Source organism: Leisingera sp. ANG59 (genome assembly GCF_013317235.1).
Classification (GTDB): Bacteria; Pseudomonadota; Alphaproteobacteria; order Rhodobacterales; family Rhodobacteraceae; genus Leisingera.
Window position 1 is genome coordinate 304,231 of record NZ_WLCM01000004.1, and the last position, 18,745, is coordinate 322,975.

Annotated in this window: 13 protein-coding genes and 1 tRNA gene; 8 read left to right on the plus strand and 6 right to left on the minus strand. The window is 61.6% G+C overall.

Annotation, left to right across the window (positions count from 1 at the left end; genetic code table 11):
• Positions 1–593: 593 nt before the first annotated feature.
• Genes GKC28_RS05785 through GKC28_RS05795 form a run of 3 tightly spaced genes read left to right on the plus strand, consistent with a single transcriptional unit; the run spans position 594 to position 5,385 of the window.
• Positions 594–2,528: a PrkA family serine protein kinase gene (locus tag GKC28_RS05785; RefSeq protein WP_174145878.1), complete on the plus strand. Its 1,935-nt coding sequence runs from the start codon at positions 594–596 to the stop codon at positions 2,526–2,528.
• 18 nt (positions 2,529–2,546) lie between these two features.
• Positions 2,547–3,884 carry a YeaH/YhbH family protein gene (locus GKC28_RS05790; protein WP_174145880.1) on the plus strand — a complete coding sequence of 446 codons (1,338 nt, stop codon included), beginning with the start codon at positions 2,547–2,549 and terminating at the stop codon, positions 3,882–3,884.
• Positions 3,871–5,385: a SpoVR family protein gene (locus GKC28_RS05795; protein WP_174145881.1), complete on the plus strand. Its 1,515-nt coding sequence runs from the start codon at positions 3,871–3,873 to the stop codon at positions 5,383–5,385. The genes GKC28_RS05790 and GKC28_RS05795 overlap by 14 nt, the downstream gene beginning before the upstream one ends.
• A gap of 84 nt (positions 5,386–5,469) precedes the next feature.
• Here the strand turns inward: GKC28_RS05795 and GKC28_RS05800 are convergent, their stop codons facing one another.
• A complete protein-coding gene (locus GKC28_RS05800) occupies positions 5,470–6,582 on the minus strand; it encodes an S-(hydroxymethyl)glutathione dehydrogenase/class III alcohol dehydrogenase (RefSeq protein ID WP_174146060.1) in 1,113 nt (370 codons plus the stop codon).
• Positions 6,583–6,938: 356 nt separating this feature from the next.
• On the opposite strand from GKC28_RS05800, the gene GKC28_RS05805 reads away from it, so the two are divergent.
• Positions 6,939–9,446, plus strand: a complete 2,508-nt coding sequence (locus GKC28_RS05805) for a heavy metal translocating P-type ATPase (RefSeq protein ID WP_174145883.1) — start codon at positions 6,939–6,941, stop codon at positions 9,444–9,446.
• Positions 9,443–9,832 (plus strand): Cu(I)-responsive transcriptional regulator, encoded by a 390-nt coding sequence (gene cueR / locus GKC28_RS05810; RefSeq protein WP_039181103.1) that lies wholly within the window; start codon positions 9,443–9,445, stop codon positions 9,830–9,832. The genes GKC28_RS05805 and cueR overlap by 4 nt, the downstream gene beginning before the upstream one ends.
• A gap of 109 nt (positions 9,833–9,941) precedes the next feature.
• Here the strand turns inward: cueR and GKC28_RS05815 are convergent, their stop codons facing one another.
• From GKC28_RS05815 to pcaC, 4 genes are read right to left on the minus strand one after another with little or no spacing between them, the layout of a single operon-like run.
• Positions 9,942–10,772 (minus strand): 3-keto-5-aminohexanoate cleavage protein, encoded by an 831-nt coding sequence (locus GKC28_RS05815; protein ID WP_174145885.1) that lies wholly within the window; start codon positions 10,770–10,772, stop codon positions 9,942–9,944.
• Between the two features lie 11 nt (positions 10,773–10,783).
• Positions 10,784–11,404 (minus strand): protocatechuate 3,4-dioxygenase subunit alpha, encoded by a 621-nt coding sequence (gene pcaG / locus GKC28_RS05820; RefSeq protein WP_174145887.1) that lies wholly within the window; start codon positions 11,402–11,404, stop codon positions 10,784–10,786.
• Complete coding sequence (gene pcaH / locus GKC28_RS05825) at positions 11,404–12,141, minus strand: protocatechuate 3,4-dioxygenase subunit beta (protein WP_174145889.1); 738 nt, start codon at positions 12,139–12,141, stop codon at positions 11,404–11,406. Before pcaH ends, pcaG begins: the two co-directional genes overlap by 1 nt.
• Positions 12,138–12,533, minus strand: a complete 396-nt coding sequence (gene pcaC / locus GKC28_RS05830) for a 4-carboxymuconolactone decarboxylase (protein WP_174145891.1) — start codon at positions 12,531–12,533, stop codon at positions 12,138–12,140. Before pcaC ends, pcaH begins: the two co-directional genes overlap by 4 nt.
• Positions 12,534–12,620: 87 nt before the next feature.
• Here pcaC and pcaQ point away from each other — a divergent pair, with 87 nt between their 5' ends.
• The 3 genes from pcaQ to GKC28_RS05845 all read left to right on the plus strand — a co-directional run bounded on the left by pcaQ (position 12,621) and on the right by GKC28_RS05845 (position 18,420).
• On the plus strand, positions 12,621–13,547 hold the full coding sequence (gene pcaQ, locus GKC28_RS05835) for a pca operon transcription factor PcaQ (RefSeq protein ID WP_174145894.1): 927 nt from the start codon (positions 12,621–12,623) through the stop codon (positions 13,545–13,547).
• 305 nt (positions 13,548–13,852) lie between these two features.
• A complete protein-coding gene (locus tag GKC28_RS05840) occupies positions 13,853–15,511 on the plus strand; it encodes a transcriptional regulator (RefSeq protein ID WP_174145896.1) in 1,659 nt (552 codons plus the stop codon).
• Positions 15,512–15,765: 254 nt separating this feature from the next.
• Positions 15,766–18,420: a methyl-accepting chemotaxis protein gene (locus GKC28_RS05845; RefSeq protein WP_174145898.1), complete on the plus strand. Its 2,655-nt coding sequence runs from the start codon at positions 15,766–15,768 to the stop codon at positions 18,418–18,420.
• A 133-nt stretch (positions 18,421–18,553) separates the two neighbouring features.
• Here GKC28_RS05845 and GKC28_RS05850 read toward each other — a convergent pair.
• A tRNA-Ala gene (locus tag GKC28_RS05850) sits at positions 18,554–18,629 on the minus strand.
• Positions 18,630–18,745: the final 116 nt, after the last annotated feature.

Consider the following 18,745-nt stretch of genomic DNA (forward strand, 5'->3'; position numbering starts at 1 on the left):
CCAGTGTATGCGCAGTGCATTTGAGGACATTTGGTCGCCGACCGTGTCCTGTCTGCCGCAGATTTTCTACGGTTTTCCACGCTTGAGTGATGCCGCTCCGGTCGCTTTCACGCGCTGAAGAAGGGCGGAGGCCAGCCGCGGATGCCCGGCGGGGCAGCTTTTGAAGGGGCTGCAAATGCTGGGGCGACATCTTCGTGAGGCTGGTTTCAGGAGGGGAGTATGGCGCGGAAACCGTTGAAGTGCCGCGATTCAAAAGGGGTGTTTGCCGACAGTGATCGCTGCGATGTGATGTAAATTTCCCGCAAAAGTTTCTGGCAATTAATTAAAAGTACACCACTTTCAGATAGTAAGAAGTTCGTAATTGGTGTAAGCTCGAGAGTAAGTAACACGACGCCGATAGCCCTGGTTTCCGGGCGCAGGCCGCCGCCAAGAGCGGCCAGCCGGACGTAACACCGCCAGTAACGGCGCCGAGCAGAAATCAGAACTCAACACTGACGCGGACATCCATGCCCACGTGCGGGGCACTCTCTGTCCGTGCGCGATCTTAAACGCCAGGAGGAACGGCGCCAGTTAACCAGGAGGCTTGATCCAAGATGAAAGACATTGCCGAACTTTTTGCAGAGCAGTACGGCGAAACGCGCGAGCAGGAAATGCCGCTGCAGGAGTATTTGAACGCCTGCCGTGACGATCAAAGCCTGTACGCAAACGTCGCCGAGAGGATGCTGAAGGCAATTGGCGAAGAGGAACTGGTGGACACGTCCAAGGACGCGCGGCTCGGGCCGATCTTTCAGAACCGGACGATCAAACGCTACAGCGCCTTCTACGATTTCTTCGGCATGGAAGACACGATCGAGCGGATCGTCGGCTACTTCCGCCACGCGGCGCAGGGATTGGAAGAGCGCAAGCAGATCCTCTACCTGCTCGGCCCGGTCGGCGGTGGCAAATCCTCGCTGGCGGAACGTCTGAAGCGCCTCGTAGAAGATCAGCCCATTTATGTGTTGAAGGCCGGCGACCAGATTTCGCCGATCTTCGAAAGCCCGCTGGGCCTGTTCGACCCGGTCCGCATGGGCAAGGTTCTGGAAGAGGAATACGGCATTGCCCAGCATCGGCTGCCGGGGCTCATGTCGCCGTGGGCGGTGCAGCGGCTGGATGAATTTGACGGCGATATCAACAAGTTCTCGGTTGTCCGCCTGTATCCGTCGCGTCTGCGCCGGATCTGTGTGGCCAAGGTGGAGCCGGGTGATGAGAACAACCAGGACATTTCCACTCTGGTTGGCAAGGTCGACATCCGCCAGCTGGAGCATTTCAGCCAGGACAATCCGGACGCCTACAGCTTCTCGGGAGGTTTGAACCGGGCGACCCAGGGTATCCTGGAGTTTGTCGAGATGTTCAAGGCGCCGATCAAGATGCTTCACCCGTTGCTGACTGCGACCCAGGAAGGCAACTACATGGGCACCGAAAGCTTCGGAGCGATTCCGTTCAACGGTCTGATCCTTGCGCATTCGAACGAAAGCGAATGGCAGTCGTTCAAGAACAACAAGAACAACGAGGCCTTCATCGACCGGGTGTCTATCGTCAAGGTGCCCTACTGCCTGCGCGTCTCGGATGAGACCTCAATCTATAAAAAGCTGATTGAGCACAGCGAATTGCGCGATGCACCCTGCGCGCCGGAGACGCTGAAGATCCTGAGCCGCTTTTCTGTGCTGACCCGCCTGAAACCGCATGAGAACTCCAACCTCTATTCCAAGATGCGGGTCTATGATGGTGAAAGCCTGAAGGACACCGACCCCAAGGCCAAGACGGTTCAAGAGTACCAGGACCGTGCAGGTGTCGATGAGGGCATGAACGGCATCTCCACCCGTTTCGCTTTCAAGGTGCTTTCCACCACCTTCAATTTCGATACCAACGAGGTGGCGGCGGACCCGGTGCATCTGATGTATGTGCTGGAGCAGATGATCAAGCGCGAGCAATTTCCTCAGGAGACGGAGCAGAAGTACCTGGAGTTCATCAAGACCGAGCTGGCGCCCCGTTACGAGGAGTTCATCGGCAATGAAATCCAGAAGGCGTACCTCGAAAGCTATACCGAATACGGGCAGAACGTTTTTGACCGCTATATTTCATACGCTGACGCCTGGATCGAAGAGCAGGACTACAAGGATCCTGACACCGGCCAGCTCTATAACCGCGAGGTGCTGGATGCGGAGCTCAGCAAGATTGAGAAGCCGGTCGGTATCGCCAACCCCAAGGACTTCCGCAACGAGGTGGTCAAGTTCGCCTTGCGCCACCGTGCCAACACCGGCTCGAACCCGGCCTGGAACTCCTATGAGAAGCTGCGCGACGTGATCGAGAAGCACATGTTCAGCCAGGTCGAGGAACTGCTGCCGGTAATCTCCTTCGGCTCGAAGAAGGACAGCAAGACCGAAAGCAAGCACCAGGAGTTCGTCGAGCGGATGCGCGGCCACGGCTATACCGACCGCCAAGTGAGGCGCTTGGTCGAATGGTACATGCGGGTCAACAAGGCGGGCTAAAGAGGAGCGCTGTGCAACATGCATCATTTCATCGACAGGCGCGCCAACCCAAAGGGCAAGAGCCTCGGGAACCGCCAGCGGTTTCTGCGTCGGGCCCGGGAGAATATTAAGGAGCGCGTCGATCAGTCGGTCCGGGGGAAGTCGATCCAAGGCGGCAGCGGTGTTCCGGACGAAGGCGAAAAGGTCACCATCCCGACCCGGGGGCTGAAGGAGCCGCGGTTCTTCCATTCTTCTAAGGGCGGAATGCGCCGCCATGTGCTGCCCGGCAACAAGGAATTTGTTGTCGGCGACACCATCAAACGGCCGCAGGGCGGCGCCGGACAGGGCGGCCGCCAGGCATCAGAAGACGGGGATGGCGAGGATGAGTTTTCCTTCACCCTGACCCAGGAGGAGTACCTGGAAATCCTGTTCGAGGGGCTGGAGCTGCCGGATCTGGTGGAAAAGGCCACAGTGGAAACCGAGACCATCGGCACCCGCCGCGCTGGCCTGACCACTGCAGGCACCCCCAACAACCTGAACCTGGTACGCACCATGCGCAACTCGCTGGGCCGCCGCATCGCCCTGCAGCGTCCCACCGCTAAATCCCAGCGCGCACTGGAGGAACAGATCGCCGAACTGGAGGCGCTGGATGAGCGCACCCCGCCGCAGGAGGAATTCCTGGAGGCACTGAAAAAACGGCTGGAAGGCATCATCCGCAAGCGCAAGGTGGTCGGCTACATCGACCCGCTGGATCTGCGTTACGACACCTTCGTGCCGGAAAAGATCCGCAACTCCCGAGCCGTGGTATTCTGCCTGATGGATGTATCCGGCTCCATGCAGGAGCGCGAAAAAGACTTGGCCAAGCGCTTTTTCCTATTGCTGCATCTGTTTTTGGAACGCTGCTATGAACACACGGAGCTGGTGTTCGTGCGCCATACACACCACGCTCAGGAAGTGGATGAGGAAACTTTCTTCTATGCTCGCGAGACCGGCGGCACCATCGTCTCTACCGCGCTGGAGAAGATGAAGGAGATCATCGAGGAACGCTACCCGCCGGACGAGTGGAACATCTATGGCGCCCAGGCCTCAGACGGTGAAAACTTCGGCAATGACTCTGTGCGCTGCAAGAACCTGCTGTTGAACGACCTGTTGCCGGTCAGCCAGTTCTACGCCTATGTGGAAATCGTCGATGAAGCGGCGGAGATGCTGCTGAACAACCCCGAAGCAGGCGAAGATCTGTGGCAGAACTATCGCGAGGTGAAGGCGCAGGCGCAGCATTTCGAAATGCAGCGGGTCTCGCAGCCGGGCCACATCTATCCGATTTTCCGGGAATTCTTCCTCCCCAAGGTGAAAGGGATGCAGCATGCGGGCAGCTGAAACGGCGCGCGAGCCGCTGTTTGACGGGCCGGAATGGACCTTTGAACTGATGGAAAAGGCGCGCGACGCGATCGAAGAGATCGCGCTCAAGGACCTTGGACTGGACGTCTATCCCAACCAGATCGAGATCATCTCGGCTGAGCAGATGCTGGACGCCTATTCCTGCGTCGGCCTGCCGCTAATGTATCAGCACTGGTCTTTTGGCAAGCATTTCGCCCGCGACGAGGCGCTTTACCGCACTGGCCGTCAAGGGCTGGCCTACGAGATCGTCATCAATTCCAATCCCTGCATCAGCTACAACATGGAAGAAAACACCATGGCGATGCAGACGCTGGTGATGGCGCATGCGGCTTTCGGGCACAATCATTTCTTCAAGAACAACTACCTGTTCCAGCAATGGACAGATGCCGAGGGTATTCACGACTACCTGGCGTTCGCCAAGAACTACATCGCCGCCTGCGAGGAGCGTTATGGCCCGATGGCCGTGGAAGAAGTGCTGGACGCCGCACATGCGATGCAGTCGCAGGGCGTATTCCGTTACGGCCGCCCGCCCAAGCCCACCAGTGAGGAACTGGTAGCGATGCAGAAAGTGCGCGAGGGGTATGAAAGCGGCCAGAGCGTGCTGGACATCTGGACCGACTCGACACTTGGCCGGGACAAGCTGGAACTGGTCGAGGACGCCGACTACAGCGCGCGGCGCAAGATGATGAACCTGCCGCAGGAGAACATCCTGTATTTCCTGGAGAAACACAGCCCGGTGCTGGAGCCCTGGCAGTGCGAAATTCTGCGCATCGTGCGGATGCTGGCGCAGTATCTTTACCCGCAGAAACAGACCAAGGTGATGAACGAAGGCTGTGCGACCTTCGTGCATTACTACATCATCAGCAAACTGTATGAGCAGGGCCAGATCACGCAAGGTGCCTATATGGAGATGCTGCACAGCCACACCAATGTGGTGATGCAGCCGGAGTATGACGATCCGCGGTTTTCCGGCATCAATCCCTATGCGCTGGGCTTTGCGATGATGGACGACATCCGGCGCATCTGCCAGAACCCGACCGACGAGGACCGGGAGTGGTTCCCGGACTTTGCCGGCAACCCGGATTGGCGCAGGGTGCTGCGGGATGCCTGGGCTAACTACCGCGACGAAAGCTTCATCCAGCAGTTCCTGTCACCGAACCTGATCCGAAAGTTCAAGCTTTTCACCCTGACCAACGATGCGGAGCTGCCCAATCTTGTGGTCAGTCAGATCCACAACCGGGCCGGCTACAAGGCAATCCGCCGCGATTTGGCGAAACAGTATGACCTCGCCTATCTGGAGCCGGACATCCAGGTCACCGATGCCGACCTGCGCGGCGACCGGGAGCTAAAGCTGACCCACACCGTGCGCGATGGCATCCATCTGGACGAGGATGATCAGGAAGAGGTGCTGAAGCATCTGCGCAGGCTCTGGGGTTATGACGTCCGGCTTGACGCAGTGGAGGCCACCACCGAAAACTGACGGCAGGGCCATTCCTGACCATTGTTCAAATGAAAACGCAGGCCCGAGGGCCTGCGTTTCATCTGTTTCGCATGAATCCCGGGATCAGAACTCGACCACCGCGCGGATCGACTTGCCTTCGTGCATCAGGTCAAAGCCTTCGTTGATCTGATCCAGCGTCAGCTTGTGGGTAATCATCGGGTCGATCTCGATCTTGCCGTCCATGTACCAGTCGACGATCTTCGGCACGTCGGTGCGGCCCGATGCGCCGCCGAACGCGGTGCCGCGCCAGCTGCGGCCGGTGACCAGCTGGAATGGGCGGGTGGAAATCTCGGCCCCGGCAGGCGCCACGCCGATGATGATCGACTCGCCCCAGCCCTTGTGGGCGCATTCCAGCGCGGTGCGCATCACGTTCACGTTGCCGGTTGCGTCAAAGGTATAATCCGCACCGCCGCCGGTGAGCTCGACCAGATGCGCCACCAGATCGCCCTCGACCTCGGCCGGGTTGACGAAATCGGTCATGCCGAAGTGTTTCGCCATCTCCACCTTGCCCGGGTTCAGGTCGACGCCTACGATCTGGTCGGCGCCGGCCAACCGCAGGCCCTGGATCACGTTCAGGCCGATGCCGCCGAGACCGAAAACCACCGCGCGGGAGCCAATTTCCACCTTGGCGGTGTTGATCACAGCGCCAATGCCGGTGGTGACGCCGCAGCCGATGTAGCAGACCTTGTCGAACGGTGCGTCATCACGGATTTTCGCCAGCGCAATTTCCGGAACCACAGTGTGGTTGGCAAAGGTCGAGCAGCCCATGTAGTGGTGGATCGGGGTGCCGTCCTGCATCGAGAAGCGGGTGGTGCCGTCCGGCAGCAGGCCTTGTCCTTGCGTCGAGCGGATCGCCTGGCACAGGTTTGTCTTGGGGTTGAGGCAGTATTCGCACTCGCGGCACTCAGGCGTGTAGAGCGGGATCACGTGGTCGCCGGGCTTCAGGCTGGTCACGCCTTCGCCGACCTCGATCACGACGCCCGCGCCCTCATGGCCCAGGATCGCTGGAAAGATGCCTTCCGGGTCATCGCCGGAGCGGGTGAATTCATCGGTGTGGCACAGGCCGGTTGCCTTGATTTCCACCAGAACCTCGCCCGCCTTGGGGCCTTCGAGGTTCACCTCCATGATTTCCAGCGGTTTGCCGGGGGCAACCGCAACAGCGGCGCGGGTCTTGATCATGTGACTGGTCCTTCGTCCATATTCTCCGGGGCCGGGCCGCCGCAGGGCGGGTCCGGGGTGAATGCGTTGCCAGCGGCAGGGCCGCGGGTCGGAATGACCCAGCGTTACATTTGCAGACTGGCGCGCGCAAGCATTGCCTCAGCACCCTAGCAGTCCCTGTGTGCATAGCTTTGCCCCGAATGCGACAGCTGAGCGGCGGTCCGCGCCATCTGTTTAGGAAGAAAAAACTGCGTATTCCAGCAGCTTGCCTGCAGGCTTCCAGTTTTGGGAAGGAATCTTGCCGCGGGGCCTTGACCTTCCACTGACTGGAACCCTCATATGGCCTAACATAGGACAAAACCCGCAGGTCTCCCATGTCAGAAAACACCCGTATTTCACTGCAAATCACCAATCTGAGCTGCGCAGGCTGTGCCGGACGCGCCGAACGTGCCCTGGCTGCGGTCGAAGGGGTTGAGACGGCCTCGGTGAACCTTGCAAACGCAACTGGCCAGGTCGAGGCCGCGCCGCAGGTGCAACTGGTTCAGCTGACGGATGCGCTCAAATCCGCGGGCTACCCGGCGGCGGAGTCGGATGTTACCCTGGCGCTCAGCGGTATGACCTGTGCGTCCTGTGTGGGGCGGGTGGAGCGGGCGCTGCTGGCGGTGCCAGGCGTGCTGGAGGCGCGCGTCAACCTGGCCAGCGAAAGCGCGCAAGTCCGGTTTCTGACCGGGGTGGTCCGTGCCGCGGATCTGGCCCGCATGGTTACAGAGGCAGGCTATCCCGCCCGTCGCAGCGGCGCGGCGGAGGATGAGGCGGAACAGGCCAGTCAGCGCAAGGCGGATGAGATTGCTGTGCTGGGCCGCCAAGTGCTGATCGCCGCATTGCTGACGCTGCCGGTGTTTCTGATCGAGATGGGCGGCCATATGCTGCCGGCGCTTCACCACTGGGTGGCGGCAAACATCGGCATGCAGAACAGCTATATGCTGCAGTTTGCCCTGACCACCGCGGTGCTGGCGGGGCCAGGGCGGCAGTTCTATACTAAGGGGATCCCGGCACTGTTCCGGGGGGCGCCGGATATGAACGCGCTGGTGGCGCTGGGCACCTCGGCCGCTTACGGGTTCTCGGTGATCTCCACCTTTGCGCCCGCGCTGCTGCCCGCGGGCACCGCCAATGTCTATTACGAGGCCGCGGCGGTCATCGTGGTGCTGATCCTCACGGGCCGCTTTCTGGAGGCCCGCGCCAAAGGCCGCACCGGTGCCGCGATCCGCAAACTCGCGGGATTGCAGCCCAAGACCGCCATGGTGGTCTCCGGCGGTGAAGCCACTGAAACCCCGGTGGAAGAAATCGGCACCGGCTACCTGATCCGCGTCCGCCCAGGCGAGCGGATCGCGGTGGACGGCGAGATCACCTCCGGCAATTCCTATGTCGATGAAAGCATGATCTCCGGAGAGCCTGTGCCGGTTGCCAAGTCGCGCGGTGACGAGGTGACGGCGGGCACGATCAACGGCAATGCGTCGCTGGAGTTACGTGCGACCCGTGTGGGGCGCGACACAGTTCTAGCTCAGATTATCCGCATGGTGGAGCAGGCGCAGGGCGCCAAGCTGCCGGTGCAGGGGCTGGTCGACCGGATCACCCTGTGGTTCGTGCCTGCCGTCATTGCTGTGGCTGCGCTGACCGTGCTGGCCTGGTCGCTGTTCGGCCCGGCGCCGTCGCTGCCGCTGGCGCTGGTGGCCGGCGTCTCTGTGCTGATCATCGCCTGCCCCTGCGCGATGGGGCTGGCCACGCCGACCTCGATCATGGTGGGCATCGGCCGCGCCGCCCAGATGGGGGTGCTGTTCCGCAAGGGCGACGCGCTGCAGCGGCTGCAGGAGATCAATTTGGTGGCGCTCGACAAGACCGGCACCCTGACCGAAGGCCGCCCGGCGCTGACTGAGCTGATCTGCGCCGAGGGATTCACCCGCGAGGAGGTCCTGCGCCTGGCCGGTGCGGCTGAGGCGCAGTCCGAACACCCCATTGCCCGCGCCATCACGGCAGCGGCCGGCAAGGGGCTGCCCAAGGCGGACGCCTTTGAGGCGATCCCGGGCTACGGCCTGCGGGCAGAGGCAGAGGGGCGCGAGGTTCTGGTGGGCGCTGCCCGGCTGATGGTGCGCGAAGGCATTGCGCTTGGCGCGCTGGCGGCGGAAGGCGCGCGGCTGGCGGAACGCGGTGAAACTCCGCTGTACGCAGCCATTGACGGGCAGGCGGCGGCGGTGATCGCGGTGGCCGACCCGATCAAGCCGGGCACCCCTGCGGCGATCAAGGCGTTTCACGATCAGGGGCTGAAGGTGGCGATGATCACCGGCGATGCGGCCGCGACGGCGCAAGCGATTGCCAGGCGGCTGGGCATTGACGCGGTGAAAGCCGAATGCCTGCCGGCGGACAAGGTCAAGACGCTGCAGGAGCTGCAGGCGGAGCATGGGGCGCTGGCTTTTGTCGGCGATGGCATCAATGACGCGCCGGCGCTGGCAGCGGCGGATGCCGGCATCGCCATCGGCACCGGCACCGATGTGGCCATTGAGGCGGCAGACGTGGTGCTGGTTTCCGGCGATCTGCGCGGGGTGGTCAATGCGCTGACCGTCAGCCGCGCCACCATGCGCAACATCCGCCAGAATTTGGGCTGGGCCTTTGGCTATAACGTGCTGCTGATCCCGGTGGCCGCCGGGGTGCTCTATCCCTTTGGCGGGCCGTTGCTGTCGCCGGCATTGGCTGCGGGCGCGATGGCGCTGTCGAGCGTGTTTGTGCTGTCCAATGCCCTGCGCTTGCGCCGCCTGAAACCTGCCATAGATGAGGAGCAGGCCGCATTCGCGGCCAAGGATGCCGGCAAGCAGGAGGCGCGCGCATGAACATCGGGGACGTATCCAGCCGCTCAGGCCTGCCCGCCAAGACGATCCGCTACTATGAGGATATCGGCCTGATCAAGCCGCACCGAAGCGCCAACGGCTACCGCTGCTTTGCCGAGACCGATCTGCACAAGCTGGCGTTTCTGGGCCGGGCCCGGGCGCTGGGTTTCACCATCGAGGACTGCCGCACCCTGATGGCGCTGTACGAGGACGAAAGCCGCGCGAGCGCCGATGTGAAACAGCTGGCGCAGGAGCATCTGGCCAAGATCGAGGAGAAGATCGCGGATCTTCAAGCGATGCACGACACGCTTGGCGAGCTGGTCAACAGCTGCGCGGGCGACAGCCGCCCGGACTGCCCGATCCTCAAGGACCTGTCCGGCGAGGGGTGATCCTTCCGGCGGGGGAGGCGTGGTGTACTCCCGCGCCCTCGGCTGCCCTGGCGGGCCGCCTGGCGGCCTTGGGCATGGCTTCGGGCCTTACGACCCGAAGCGGGCGTCCTTAGGCGGGTCGCAGCTCCAGGATCTCGCGGGCCTGCTGCCAGGTGGCGACGGGGCGCTCGTATTTTTCACACAGCTCTGCTGCGCGTTTCACCAGCGCAGCGTTCGAGGGCGCCAGGGTGTCCCGGTCCAGCCGCATGTTGTCCTCCAGCCCGGTGCGGGTATGGCCGCCCGCGGCGATGGACCATTCGTTGACCAGGATTTGCCCCGGCCCGACGCCGGCGCCGCACCACTGGGCCTCTGGCGCCAGCCGCTGCATGGTTTTGACGTAGTAATCGAACACGTCCTTGTCGACCGGCATCGCGTTCTTCACCCCCATCACGAACTGCACGTAAAGCGTGCCGGGGATGCGCCCCTCGCGGTTCATCTTCACCGCCTGGTGAATGTGCGACAGGTCGAAGGCCTCGATTTCCGGTTTCACCTCATAAGTGCGCATCTCCGATGCCAGCCAGTCCACCAGGTCCGGGGAGTTTTCGTAGACCCTGGTTGGGAAATTGTTGGACCCCACCGACAGCGACGCCATGTCTGGACGCAGGGGCAGCATGCCGCCGCGCTCCCGGCCCGCGCCGGAGCGGCCGCCGGTCGACAGCTGGATGATCATGCCAGGGCAATGTTTCTGCAGTCCCTCCATCAGACGCGCGAATTTCTCTGGGTCGGAGGTTGGCGTCTGGTCGTCGTTGCGCACGTGGCAATGGGCAATCGAGGCGCCAGCCTCAAACGCCTCATGGGTGCTTTCGATCTGCTCTTCGATGGTGACCGGCACCGCCGGGTTGTTCTCCTTGGTCGGCACCGAGCCGGTGATGGCGACACAGATGATGCAGGGTTTGCTCATGGAATTCCCCTTCAGATGTCAAAGAACACGGTCTCATCTTCGCCCTGCAGGCGGATGTCGAAACGGTAGACAGGTTTGCCGCCGCGCAGCGCACGCTTGGCGATCAGGGTGGCGCGGCGGCGCTCCCACTCTATCACATTCAGCACCGGGTCGGCAGCGTTGGCCTCGGGCTCATCCTCGAAATAGAGCCGTGTGTTCAGCCCCACGTTGATGCCGCGGGCGACGATCCACAGGCTGATATGCGGTGCCATCATCTGGCCGCTCCGGCCCGCGACAGCCCCGGGTTTCACGGTGTCAAAGCCCCATTCGCCGGTCTCAAAGTCGGTAATCACCCGGCCCCAGCCGCGGAAACCCTCCTCCACCCCGCCTGAATGCTCGGGGTGGGCATAGACGCCATCCGCATTGGCCTGCCAGGCCTCCAGCAGCACGTCCTTGACCGGCGAGCCGGTACCGTCCGTCACCATGCCTTCGACCCGGATCCGCTCACCCTTGGCGTTGGGGCCGGCAATGTCCCGGCCAAGCTCCTGATCGTAGATTTCGAACCCTGCTGCGCCGGGTGCGAGGCCGATATGGACATAAGGCCCGGCGGTCTGCGAGGGTGTTTCTTTCAAATAGTCCAGCTTCTGGCGCATCAGTTCCCCTCCAGCCGGTTTTCGAACAGCGTGGACCGCCGCCCGCGCAGCACGATGTCAAAGCGGTAGGCGATGGTGTCGAGCGGGATGGTCGCGTTCATGTCGAGCCGGGCCACCAGCATCTCCACCGCCTCTGGATCCGGGATGGTGTTCACGATCGGGCAGCGGGCAATCAGCGGGTCGCCCTCGAAGTACAGCTGGGTGATCAGCCTCTGGGCAAAGCCGCTGCCAAAGACCGAGACATGGATGTGCGCAGGCCGCCAGTCGTTCACCCAGTTGCGCCAGGGGTAGGCGCCGGGCTTCACGGTGCGGAAATGGTAGCGACCGTTTTCATCCGTCAGGGTCCGGCCGCAACCGCCGAAATTCAGGTCCAGCGCGCCGAGGTAGGTGTCCTTCTTGTGCCGGTAGCGGCCGGAGGCATTGGCCTGCCAGACCTCCACCAGCGTGTTCGGCACGGGACGCGCGTTTTCGTCCAGCACCCGGCCATGCACGATGATGCGCTCGCCGATCGGACTTTGGCCGGGTTGGGCGAAATTCGTCAGCAAGTCATTGTCGGCGGGGGCAATGTCGTCGTGGCCGAACACCGGTCCGGTGATCTCGCTGGCGGTGTTTTCCAGGCTGATCAGCGGGAACTGCGGTGAGCGGGTGACTGAGGTCTTGTAATTCTGCGACAGGGCAGCGGGATGCCAGCGGCGGTCCCTTTGGTAGAACTCTCCTGGCTGTGGTGGCTTGGTCATGGGGTTTCCCCTCCCTCGCTGTCCATTTCGGCGTAGGTCTGTTTGGCTAGTTTCAGCGCGCGGTTGGCCCGCGGCACCCCGGCATAGATGGCTACATGCTGGAAGGCCTCAAGCACGTCCTCCCGGCTGGCACCGGTTCGGGCGGTGGCGCGGATGTGCATCGGAATTTCGTCAAAATTGCCGGTAGCTGCCAGCAGCGCCAGCGTCAGCATCGAGCGTTCTCGTAAGGAAATCCGATCTGAGGCCCAGACCGTGCCCCAGGCAGCCTCAGAAATCAGCTCCTGAAACGGCTGGTCCAGCGCGGTCTTGGCTGCCTCCGCCCGGTCCACATGAGCATCGCCCAGTACTTGGCGGCGCACCTGCATGCCGCGGGTGTAGCGGTCTTGCGTCATTCCGGCCTCCCTGTTCCGAAACAATATCGCATACCGCAAGTGGTCTGTATAATCTTCAATTAGGCATGAAATGATAACTGTAGAGATATGCGCCTTTCCTCATCCTTGAAGCTGCGCCATTTGGAGGTTTTCGTTGAAGTGGCCCGCAAGATGAGTGTCACCCAGGCGGCGGATGCGCTGGGCATGACCCAGCCCGCAGTCACCCGGGCGCTGCGCGAGCTGGAGGCGGTCTGCGGCAAGCCGCTGGTGGAAAAGCATGGCCGCGGCATCCGGCTCAGCAGCTATGGTGAGTTGTTTCGCGATCACGCCGGCCGCAGCCTGGCGCTGGCCCGTGACGGTGTTGCGCTGCTGCGCGGCCTGGATGAGGCGGAAGGGCCGCTGGTCGCAATTGGCGCCCTGCCAACGGTGGAGGCGGATCTGGTGCCGGACACGTTATCCGGGCTGCGCAACAGCGGTGCGCCGGGGCGCTTCATGGTGATGTCCGGTGATAACCAGTACCTCGTCGACCAGTTGCGCCGGGGCAGCCTGGATCTGGTTGTAGGCCGGATGCCAGCTCCGGAAGCTATGGCTGGGATCGGGTTTGATCCTCTTTATCGCGAGCGTGTGGTTGCAGTTACTGCAAAAAATCATCCGCTGGCCGGAGCCAGTCGCCTGCCATTCTCCGCCTTCGAGGACTACCCGGTGCTGATACCGTCTGAGGGCTCGGTCATCCGGCCGCTGGTGGAGCAGATGTTTCTGGAGCAGGGACTGGAGTTGCCGCGCTATCCGGTAGAAACTGTCTCCTCAGCCTTTGGACGGCGTTTTGTGCTGGAGCATCAGGCGATCTGGATCATCAGTAAGGGTGTGGTGCGGCCGGATCTTGCTGCGGGCACGATGGTGGCCTTGCCCATGGACACCGGCGGCACTGTTGGGCCGGTGGGCCTTTGTGTCCGGCTGGAGCACCAGCTGTCGCCGGCCGCTGCCCGGTTCTGCGAGGCGCTGCGAAGCACTTGCGTAAGGCTGGGGCTGGCCTGAACCGGTACCGGTCTGAGGCAGATTGGCAGAAATTGTTAAAAAAATACACTTTTTGTGTGGTTTTTGATGACGCGGAGCTGAAGTGGAAGTTGAGTGCAGTTCTCGCACACCGCTCATGTTGAGGTTGCCGGGAGGCGTATGTGCATGTTTTTTAGCGATTAAGTGAGCTTTTTTGCCCATCGCAGGCTTATGTGCGGCAATGCAATTCATTAACAACTTTAATCAGTAATTGCAAAACAACCTAAAGGCGTGCATTATAACGATACTTTAATATTGAATGTATCACGCGTTGTGTGGGGGTGCGAATGACTGTCCTTTTGAAAATCCGCCGCTTCGGAGCTTTTGGGGTGTTCCACTCGGATGGTGCGGGCGTGCAGCTCGGCGCCAAGCACCAAGCTCTTGTGGCTTTGCTGTCCACCGCCGAGGGCGGAATCCGGACCCGGGCCTTTCTCGAAAAGACATTGTGGTGCCTGGCACAGCCGGAACAGGCCAAGGCCAGCCTGCGTACCGCTCTGTCGACGCTAAGGCGGCACCTTGGGCCGGAAGCGGCCAAGCTGCTTTATGCCAACCGGGAGCGAGTCATTCTGGATCTGACACGGGTGGAGCTGGACACTTGCACGGGCGGAACTGAATTCATGGAAGGCTTTGAATTACCGCATGAGTCCGTGTTTAACGCTTGGCTGCAAGAGGCGCGGGCAGAATTGACCCGCAGGCCTGCAGCCCCCTCAGCGCGAACGGGCACGCCGCCAGGCCGGGTCATTCTGGACGGGCTGTTGCCTTCAATTGCGGTGCTGCCCTTCGCGCACCGGCACCCAGGCCAGTCATCTGCCCCCTTAGGCTCACTGGTGTCAGAGGAACTTTCCCGCTGTCTGTCGCGCAGTTGGGCGTTTTCCGTTACCTCGTATTTGGCGTCGCGCCAGTTTAAGCCTGAAACCGTGCGTCCGGCTGAAGTCTCATCAGTGGCCGGAGCCGATTATCTGGTGTCGGGCGCTGTAACCTGCGGCGGCGACCGGTTTCACGCCGAGATAGATTTGCATGACGCTTTGCGGGAGAAGGTGATCTGGTCGCGCAGTTTCGAAGGCTCACTGGCCAGTCTTATGGAGGGCCGCAGTTCGGTCCTGCGAAACGCCACTTTGCAAATTGGTCAAACTGCTGCCGGAGAGGCCGTGCGGTTGGCGGACTTCAAGCCTCTGCAGGATCTGGAAAGTCATACTCTGCTGATGGCGTCCATTTCCTTGATTCAGGAAATGGACGTGCAGAAGTTCCAGCAGGCTTACAGTATCCTTTCGCACCTGCTGGAACGGGAGCCGGGCCACGCGCTGCCCCTGACCTGGATGGGGTTCTGGCATGTGATGCGGGTTGAACGGGGGTTGTCGCACGACCGCTTGGAAGACAGCCGTCTGGCGAGTCAGCTGGCCGAGGCAGCAATTGAGGCGGCGCCGGGCTTTTCCTTGGCTCATACTCTTAAAGGGTTGATCTTCAGCCATCTCACTTTCCGGTTCGATCAAGCTCTTGATGCCTATGATCTTGCTCTGCGCGACAATCCAAACGAGGCACTGGCACTGCTCCTCAAGGGGGCCACGCTGGCCTATCAGGATATGGCCGACGAGGCAGTGCAGATGACCGACGCTGCGCGGCGGCTGACGCCCTTGGGGCCGCAATGCTATTACTTTGATGCGTTGTCTGCCCTGGCGAATTTGTCAGCGCGTAAATATGGCCGCGCCATTGAATTGGCGGACCGCTCGCTGCAGGCCAAGCGCGCGTTTCCTGTGCCGCTGCGTTCCAAGGCGATTGCGCTGCAGCTGTCGGGCCAGGATCAGGAAGCCCGCCACACGGTCCAAAAGCTGCTTGAGGCAGCTCCGGAATTCTGCCTGTCGCAGTTCCAGCGCGACAACCCGGCCGCAATGAGCCCGGCGGGCCAGGAATGGGCATGTGCCCTGCGGCAGGCAGGAGTGCCGGAATAAGCTCTCCGGAAACCGTTTGCGGCATCACGCCCCACGGTTTGATGCCCCTGCGCGCGCCACGCAAAGCGCGGGGGGCTTCTTGTCCGGGCAGGCAGATCGCTAAAATCCGTAGCAACTTGTGCGGCACTCTCACCCTTTTTTTACGTCTTGCGGCCCTTCTGTAGAGGATATGCGGGTCTCCTGCCCACCGGCTGGGCCCGTGCCGCATGAATTGCCCGGGGCGCGGAATACGGGCGGAAGACTTGGGTGATAGAATGAGTTCGAAGAAAGACCTCTTGGCGAAACGCAGGTTCCGGCCGTTTTCAAGCATTGGTGCCAAGATCACGCTTATCCTGATGGCGATGGGCGGGACCGCCGCGGTCGGAGGCATTCTTGTCACCTTGGTGTTCGCCCAGACAGGCCGCCAGATGGAGGTTCTGACTGGCGAGAAGGTGCCGCAACTGGAGCTCAGCAGCCATATGGTTAATGCCGCAAGCCAGGCCAAAAATGCGATGATTGGCGTCCTGCAGGCGGGCTCGGCTGAGGAGCTGTCCGCGGCGCAGGAGGCTTCTGCGGCAGCGGTATTGATGCTTGAGGGAAGTGTTTCAGAACTTCCGGCAGCGGAGCGGGTGCAGTTCGCACCTGAGGCGGCGGAGGCCTCGGACCGGTTGAACAACCTGATTGCCTCTCGGCAGGCGGCATTCCGGAATCAGGCCTGGATCGACACTCAGACCGCGGATTTGCAAACCCTCAGTCAGGCGGTTCAGGAAAAGCTCGTGCAGGTGGCTGCAGGGGCGCGTGATAGCCTTATGGACGGTGGTGAGGAGACAATCATTCAGGTCGATGAGGTTCTGAATAATTTGGTGGATCAGCAGTTCGGAAGCCTGCAGACACTGCTGGAGGCGCGCGCTGATATCAGTATTCTGTCCGGTGCGGCGCTGGCTTTGGGGCATGTCCGCGATGTGCCGACCAAACGCGCGCTCAAGAAAATGGCAACTGATGCTCTGAAACGTCTTGAACCAGTGCTTGGCCGACTTGAGGAGCTGGGGCTTGATGCATTCCGCGCCAAGAAAGTGACCGAAGCTGTTGATCTGTTCCGCTATACCCTGACAGCCAGCCGCAAAGAGCTGAAGGAAGGCCGCAAGCAGGTGCTGAGCGCCCGCAACGCCAGTGTTCGTCCGTTGACACAGGCGATGGAGCGTATGGTGTTTACTTTGTCCGTGGCTGCTACGCAGGCCAGTGCCGACAACAGAACCGCCATTCAGGGCCTGCTGGACAATCAGGTCGATGTGCTCTTGCGGCTTCTGGAAATCAATGGATGGATCAGCGCCTTCCAGGTTGCCGCGCTGGATATGGCGGCGGCTCAGAGTATCGAGGCGGCCAATGCCGCAGCGGCACCTCTGCAGGAAGCTGCGGCTGCACTGCAGGGTTACACCGGGTTCGGCGATGGAGTTTTTGCGCAAGAGCTGGAGGGCATGATTGCTCTGGCTGATCCTGCCCAGGGCCTGCCGGGATTCAAGGTCGCGTCGCTGGAGGCGGCAGCCGAAGCTGCCAGAGCGTCCGAGGCCACGGTGGAGGCGGTTCTGCAATTTGCCCGCCGCGCAACCGCGCTTGGCAACGGAAGCCAGCAGGAAATCGCCTCGATTGCAAACGGGTTGGCCGCCGATGTGAAGGCGGCACAGCGGCAGCTGCAAATTCTCGCAGCGGTCGCTGCCGGGGTGTTTGTGGCAGCCTTGATCCTGACCCGGATCCTGATTTTACGGCCGTTGGCGGACATCAGCGGCACAACTGAACGCCTGGCTGCGGGCAATCTGCGTCCGGTGCAGGGCTATGAGCGCTCCAGCGATGAAATCCGCCGCATTGCAACGGCCCTTGCCGTGTTCCGTGACGGACTGGTGGAAAAGGCTGAGGTCGAGGCCGCCGCCAATGAGGAGCGCAATGCCAGGCTGGCGGAGCAGACTGCCGCAGTGACTGCCATCGGTGACGGTCTGGAGCGGCTGTCGCAGGGCGATCTGACCTTCCGCATTCGCGAGGAGATGGGCGAGGGGTATGCAAAGCTTCGCGACGATTTCAATTCTGCGCTTGAAAAGCTCGAAGCCTCGGTCCGCAGTCTCAGTGCCAACGGTCAGTCCATTGCCGGCGTCAGCAGCGAAATCTCCGCCGCTTCCCGCGACCTGTCGGAACGCTCCGAACGGACCGCGCAAACCCTGGCTGGCACCGCGGCTGCGGTGAACCAGCTGTCGGTGTCGATTGCCGGTACCGCCCAAGCCTCAGGTGAGGCTTCCTCCTCAGTCGAAGCTGCGCGCCGCAACGCAACTGACAGCATTGAGGTCGTGAAGCGCACATATGGTGCCATGGAGGCGATCAAGGAAAGTTCTGAGAAAATCTCTCGTATCATCGGCATGATTGAAGCGATTGCACAGCAAACGAACCTTCTGGCTTTGAACGCCGGGGTCGAAGCTGCCCGGGCGGGAACTGTTGGCAAGGGCTTTGCAGTGGTGGCTTCCGAAGTTCGAACGCTGGCGCATCGTTCCAAGGAAGCAGCAACCGAGATTGCAGCCCTGGTCGATGAGGCGGGCCAGAATGTTGAACTGGGTGCTGACCTTGTCGAGCAGACCCGTGCAGCTATCGGTGAAATCTCCGAATCCGTTGCTAGTGCCGCCGACCTGATGAAGGCTATTTCGCAGGCATCGTCCGAACAGTCCGGCAGCCTGCAGGAGATCAACTCGGCTATGGCGAACCTGGACGATGCCACCACCCGGAACGCGGGCCTATTCGAGGAGGTGACCTCCTCCAGTCACGGGCTGTCCAAGGAAGCTCAGGCCATGGCAGGCGCGCTGGGCGCATTTCGCACCAATGCAATCGCACCAGAACAGGCTTGGGAAGGCGCAGAGCGGCCTGAGGAGGGGTCTTGGCGGCTGCAGGCCTGACCCAAATATTAAACCGGCCGCCAGCGCGGCGGCTGGCACGCTAAAGTGCAGTTGGGCGCAGCTGTTGATCGAAAGAAAAGAGGCTCCAAAACATTGCCCGGTACTGCTGTTGCTTCACTAATTTTTGAAGATTTGGTGGAGCCTAGCGGGATCGAACCGCTGACCTCCTGCATGCCATGCAGGCGCTCTCCCAGCTGAGCTAAGGCCCCAAACCTGTCCGCTTTCAGTGTCCGTTCCGTTTCCGGTGCGGTCCGTCTTGCGGTGTGAGCGTCGTTTACGGGACGGCGGCGCGGGCTGCAAGCGGAAAAATGCACCGGGTCCGAAA

What these genes read in the sequence shown, in the direction of transcription:
- GKC28_RS05785 (WP_174145878.1), top strand. Translation starts at nt 594, where the DNA reads ATGAAAGACATTGCCGAACTTTTTGCAGAGCAGTACGGCGAAACGCGC.
- GKC28_RS05790 (WP_174145880.1), top strand. Translation starts at nt 2,547, where the DNA reads ATGCATCATTTCATCGACAGGCGCGCCAACCCAAAGGGCAAGAGCCTC.
- GKC28_RS05795 (WP_174145881.1), top strand. Translation starts at nt 3,871, where the DNA reads ATGCGGGCAGCTGAAACGGCGCGCGAGCCGCTGTTTGACGGGCCGGAA.
- GKC28_RS05805 (WP_174145883.1), top strand. Translation starts at nt 6,939, where the DNA reads ATGTCAGAAAACACCCGTATTTCACTGCAAATCACCAATCTGAGCTGC.
- cueR (WP_039181103.1), top strand. Translation starts at nt 9,443, where the DNA reads ATGAACATCGGGGACGTATCCAGCCGCTCAGGCCTGCCCGCCAAGACG.
- GKC28_RS05815 (WP_174145885.1), bottom strand. Translation starts at nt 10,772, where the DNA reads ATGAGCAAACCCTGCATCATCTGTGTCGCCATCACCGGCTCGGTGCCG.
- pcaG (WP_174145887.1), bottom strand. Translation starts at nt 11,404, where the DNA reads ATGCGCCAGAAGCTGGACTATTTGAAAGAAACACCCTCGCAGACCGCC.
- pcaH (WP_174145889.1), bottom strand. Translation starts at nt 12,141, where the DNA reads ATGACCAAGCCACCACAGCCAGGAGAGTTCTACCAAAGGGACCGCCGC.
- pcaC (WP_174145891.1), bottom strand. Translation starts at nt 12,533, where the DNA reads ATGACGCAAGACCGCTACACCCGCGGCATGCAGGTGCGCCGCCAAGTA.
- pcaQ (WP_174145894.1), top strand. Translation starts at nt 12,621, where the DNA reads ATGCGCCTTTCCTCATCCTTGAAGCTGCGCCATTTGGAGGTTTTCGTT.
- GKC28_RS05840 (WP_174145896.1), top strand. Translation starts at nt 13,853, where the DNA reads ATGACTGTCCTTTTGAAAATCCGCCGCTTCGGAGCTTTTGGGGTGTTC.
- GKC28_RS05845 (WP_174145898.1), top strand. Translation starts at nt 15,766, where the DNA reads ATGAGTTCGAAGAAAGACCTCTTGGCGAAACGCAGGTTCCGGCCGTTT.